Here is a 5,167-nt window from a genome sequence, read left to right on the forward strand (position 1 = left end):
TTGCCTGGCCGTTTTTGCATCAGGGCTCGCGGGGTTGTTATCGGGACGTTTCGCCGCACAGTGGCGTGCTATCATGAGGAAAAAGCAACGTTATCGGTCGAAACCTTGCCGTATATTGCAGCCTGAATAGCCGGTTGTACCCAAAGAGGAATTCTTCATTTGGCCATTACCCGTCGACAGCTCCTGCAAACCAGTGCCGCCGCTACCCTGTCGCCCGCGCTCGGGATCGTGACTTCTCTTCCCGGCATCGAGTCGGCCAATGCCCAATCGGCTTCCGAACCGGCCTGGCGCCACGCGCTCTCGCTGTTCGGCGACATCAAATATCCCGCGGACTTCAAGCGCTTCGACTACGTCAATCCCGATGCGCCGAAGGGCGGCGTCGCCCGCATGATCTCGATCGGCACGTTCGATAACTTCAACATGGCGGTCATGGGCGTCAAGGGCTCGATCGGGCCGGGCGCCACCCTGATCTACGAAACGCTGATGACGCGTTCGCAGGACGAGGTCGCGACCGAATATGGTCTGCTCGCCGAAAGCGCCCAGCATCCCGATGACTTTGCCTGGGTGATCTATCGCCTGCGCACGGATGCTCATTGGCACGACGGCCAGCCGGTGACACCGGAGGACGTGATTTTCTCGCTCGATGAGCTGAAGAAAAACAGTCCGATGTACTCTTCGTATTATCGTCACGTCACGAAGGCCGAAAAGACCGGCGACCGGGACATTAAATTCAGCTTCGACGGCCCGGGCAATCGCGAACTGCCGACCATCGTCGGCGAATTACCGGTGTTGCCGAAGCATTATTGGGAAGGCACCGACGGCCAGGGTCGCAAACGCGACATCTCCGCGACCACGCTGGAGCCGCCGCTGGGGTCCGCCCCGTATCGGATCAAGGAATTTGTCGCCGGTCGTTCGATGATCCTGGAGCGAGTCAAGGACTATTGGGGGGCCAGCCACCCGACCCAGGTCGGGCAGAATAATTTCGACGAATTGCGCTTCGAGCTGTTCCGCGACAACCAGGTTGCGCTGGAAGCCTTCAAGGCCGATCAGGCCGACTGGATTGTCGAGAATTCGGCGAAGCAGTGGGCCACGGCTTACGATTTTCCGGCGGTCGCTGAAAAGCGGGTCGTGAAAGAGGAATTTTCGATCAATGATAGCGGCCGGATGCAGGCCTTCGCCTTCAATCTGCGCCGCGACCAGTTCAAGGACGCGCGGCTGCGGCGTGCCTTCAACTACGCCTTTGATTTCGAGGAGATGAACAAGCAGCTGTTCTACGGGCAATACAAGCGGATCGGCAGCTATTTCGAGGGAACGGAACTGGCGTCCTCGGGCCTTCCGCAGGGGCAGGAGCTTCAGATTCTCGAAACCGTGCGCGACAAGGTGCCGGCGGACGTCTTCACCACGCCCTACAGCAATCCGGTCGGCGGCAATCCGGAAGCGGTGCGCGCCAATTTGCGCGCGAGCATGAAGCTATTGAAAGAAGCCGGCTGCGAGATACGCGACCAGAAACTGGTCGACGCGGCGGGCAAGCCGGTCTCCGTCGAAATCCTGGTCGGGGATCCATCGGCGGAGCGCATTGCGCTGTTCTACAAGCCGTCGCTGGAGCGCATCGGCGTCACTGCCTCGGTGCGGGTGGTCGATGACGCGCAATATGAGCAACGGCTGCGCACCTTCGACTTCGACATGATCATCGACCAGTGGCCGGAGTCGCTGTCGCCCGGCAATGAGCAGCGCGAGTTCTGGGGCTCGCAGGCCGCTGACGTGTCCGGCTCGAGAAACACCATCGGTATCAAGAATCCCGCCGTTGATGCGCTGATCGACCAGGTGATCTTTGCCAAGGATCGTGCCGGGCTGGTGGCGGCGACCAAGGCGCTCGACCGCGTGCTATTGTGGAATTTCTACGTCGTGCCGCAGTTCACCTATGGGTTCGAACGCTATGCGCGCTGGGACCGCTTCAGCCACGCCGAGCCGCTGCCGAAATATGGTCATTCCGGCCTGCCGAACCTGTGGTGGTACGACGCGGATAAGGCCGCCAAGATCGGAAAGCGGTCTTGAAGTATCGTCCGCGCATGGCGAGGTTTTCGCGCCGGCATGTGCTCGGTCTCGGGGTCGGCATGCTGGGCGCGCGCCTGTTTCGTCCCGTGCTTGCCGCCGACACCGGCACCGAGTCTCACGGCATGTCGGTGTTCGGCGACCTGAAATATCCGGCCGACTTCCCGCATTTCGACTATGTGAATCCGGAAGCGCCGAAGGGCGGTCTGTTCTCGTTCATCCCGTCGACGCGCGGTTACAATCAGTCCTTCTTCACCTTCAATTCGCTCAACGCCTACATCCTCAAGGGCGAGGGCGCCCAGGGCATGGACAATACCTTCGTGTCCCTGATGACGCGCGCGGGCGACGAGCCGGACGCGATGTATGGCCTTGCGGCAAAGTCGGTGCAGATTTCGCCGGACAAGCTGACTTATCATTTCGCGATGCGCCCCGAGGCCAGGTTCCACGACGGCTCGAAATTGACCGCGCAGGATGCCGCCTTCTCGCTGACGACGCTGAAGGAGAGGGGCCACCCGCTGATCATCGTGCAATTGCGCGATCTGGTGAAGGCGGAGGCGGCCGATGATGCGACGCTGGTCGTCACCTTCGCGCCGAAGCGCGCGCGTGACGTGCCGCTCTATGTCGCCGGCCTGCCGATCTTCTCCAAGGCCTATTATGCGGCCCACCCGTTCGATGAATCCACGCTCGATGCGCCGCTCGGATCGGGGCCGTACAAGGTCGGGAAATTCGAGGTCAACCGTTTCATCGAGTTCGCGCGCGTCAAGGATTGGTGGGCCGCCGACCTTCCGGTCAATCGCGGTACCTATAATTTCGACGTCGTGCGCTATGAATTCTATCGCGACCGCGATGTCGCGTTCGAAGGTTTTACCGGCAAGAACTACCTGTTTCGCGAGGAGTTCACCGCACGGGTGTGGGCGACGCGCTACGATTTTCCCGCCGTCAAGGACGGCCGCGTCAAGCTCGAGACCTTGCCGGATCAAACGCCCTCGGGTGGCCAGGGCTGGTTCATCAATACCAGGCGCGACAAGTTCAAAGATCCGAAGGTCCGCGAGGCGCTGAATTACGCCTTCGATTTCGAGTGGACCAACAAGACCATCATGTATGGCGCGTATGCGCGCACGGTGTCGCCATTCCAGAACTCGGACATGGTGGCGAGCGGGCCACCGTCGCCGGACGAATTGAAGCTGCTCGAGCCGTTCCGCGGCCAGGTGCCGGACGAGGTGTTCGGGCAGCCGTTCGTGCCGCCGGTCTCCGACGGGTCGGGGCAGGACCGTGCGCTGTTGCGCAAGGCGCAGCAGTTGCTGCAGGAGGCGGGGCTTGCCATCAAGGACGGCAAGCGCGTTCTGCCGAATGGCGATATCTTCACGCTGGAATTCTTGCTTGATGAGCCCTCGTTCGAACCGCATCATTCGAGCTTCATCAAGAATCTCGCCGTGCTGGGAATCGAGGCCAATATCCGCCTGATCGACGCCGTGCAGTACCGCGCTCGCGTCGAGTCGTTCGATTTCGACGTGACAACCGAACGCCTGTCGATGTCGCCGACGCCTGGCGATAGCCTGCGGCCGTATTTCTCGTCACAGGCGGCCGCCACCAACGGCTCTTATAATCTCGCGGGCGTCGCCAATCCGGCGATCGATGCGCTGATCGAGAAGGCTATCGACGCCGAGACGCGTCAGGACCTGACCACGGCCTGCCGCGCGCTCGATCGGGTATTTCGCGCCGGGCGTTATTGGGTGCCGCAATGGTATCGTACCAGTCATCCGATCGCCTATTGGGACGAGTTCAGCCATCCGCCGAAGCTGCCGCGCTATGGCGGAGGCGTCGGTGCGCCCGACCTTTGGTGGTATGATTCCGCCAAGGCCGCCAAGGCCGAGCAGGCGAAATAATTCATGGCCGCCTATCTCTTCCGCCGCATCTTCCTGATGATCCCCACCTTGCTCGGGATCCTGTTCGTGTCCTTCATCGTGGTGCAGTTCGCGCCGGGCGGCCCGGTGGAGCGGGTGATCGCGCAGCTCTCCGGCGCCGATACCGGCGGCACCTCGCGCATCACTGGCGGCGGCGGCGATTTCGGTGCCCGCGGTCAAGTCCAGCCGGGCGCTGGCGCCAATGCCGGCAATTCGAAATATCGCGGCGCGCAGGGGCTCGACCCCGCCTTCATCAAGAGCCTGGAAAAGCAGTTCGGCTTCGACAAGCCGGCGCCGGAGCGCTTTGCGCTGATGGTGTGGAATTTCGCGCGGTTCGATTTCGGCAAGAGCTATTTTCGCGACATCAGCGTGATCCAGCTGATCAAGGAGAAGCTCCCGGTCTCGATGTCGCTCGGCATCTGGATGACGCTCATAACCTATCTGATCTCGATCCCGCTCGGCATCCGCAAGGCGGTCAAGGACGGCTCGAAATTCGATACCTGGACCTCGGCCGTCATCATCATCGGCTTCGCGATCCCGGGATTCCTGTTCGCGATCCTGTTGATCATCCTGTTCGCCGGCGGCTCGTTCCTCAACATCTTTCCCTTGCGCGGATTGACCTCGGATGGCTGGTCGCAATTCCCCTGGTACTGGAAGATCCTCGATTATTTCTGGCACTTGACGCTGCCGCTGATCTCGATGGTGCTGAGCGCGTTCGCTACCATGACGCTTCTGACCAAGAACTCGTTTCTCGACGAGATCCGCAAGCAATATGTGATGACCGCGCGCGCCAAGGGCTGCAGCGAGCGGCAGGTGCTCTATAACCATATCTTCCGCAACGCCATGCTGATCGTGATCGCGGGCTTTCCAGGCGCCTTCATCCACGCCTTCTTTTCGGGCTCGCTCCTGATCGAGACCATCTTCTCGCTCGATGGGATCGGCCTGCTCTCGTTCGAGAGCGTGCTCAACCGCGACTATCCGGTGGTATTCGGAACGCTCTACATCTTTTCGCTGCTCGGCCTCGTGGTCAATCTGATCTCCGACCTCACCTATATGTGGATTGATCCGCGGATCGACTTCGAGGCGCGGGAGGTATGATGACGATCGTAGCCCCGCCGCCGGTCGAGACCACGACGCAAACGCCGCTTGGCGAGGCGGTGCCGGCCACCCACCGCCCGTTCGTGCCGTCGCCGCTCAATCGCCGCCGCTGG

General features: G+C 61.4%; 3 protein-coding genes. All 3 read left to right on the forward strand.

Annotated features, from left to right (window positions below; all coding sequences use genetic code 11):
- The first annotated feature begins 159 nt into the window (after nt 1-159).
- Genes WCB02_RS34660 through WCB02_RS34670 form a run of 3 tightly spaced genes read left to right on the forward strand, consistent with a single transcriptional unit; the run spans nt 160 to nt 5,054 of the window.
- Nucleotides 160-2,055: an extracellular solute-binding protein gene (locus tag WCB02_RS34660; RefSeq protein WP_423965720.1), complete on the forward strand. Its 1,896-nt coding sequence runs from the start codon at nt 160-162 to the stop codon at nt 2,053-2,055.
- 14 nt (nt 2,056-2,069) lie between these two features.
- Nucleotides 2,070-3,938, forward strand: coding sequence for an extracellular solute-binding protein (locus WCB02_RS34665; RefSeq protein WP_423965723.1), 1,869 nt, complete (start codon nt 2,070-2,072; stop codon nt 3,936-3,938).
- 3 nt (nt 3,939-3,941) lie between these two features.
- The gene (locus WCB02_RS34670) at nt 3,942-5,054 is read left to right on the forward strand and encodes a microcin C ABC transporter permease YejB (protein WP_423965726.1); all 1,113 of its coding nucleotides are present in this window, start codon (nt 3,942-3,944) and stop codon (nt 5,052-5,054) included.
- Nucleotides 5,055-5,167 lie beyond the last annotated feature (113 nt).

Origin of the sequence: Bradyrhizobium sp. (assembly GCF_049581145.1) — a bacterium.
Classification (GTDB): domain Bacteria; phylum Pseudomonadota; class Alphaproteobacteria; order Rhizobiales; family Xanthobacteraceae; genus Bradyrhizobium.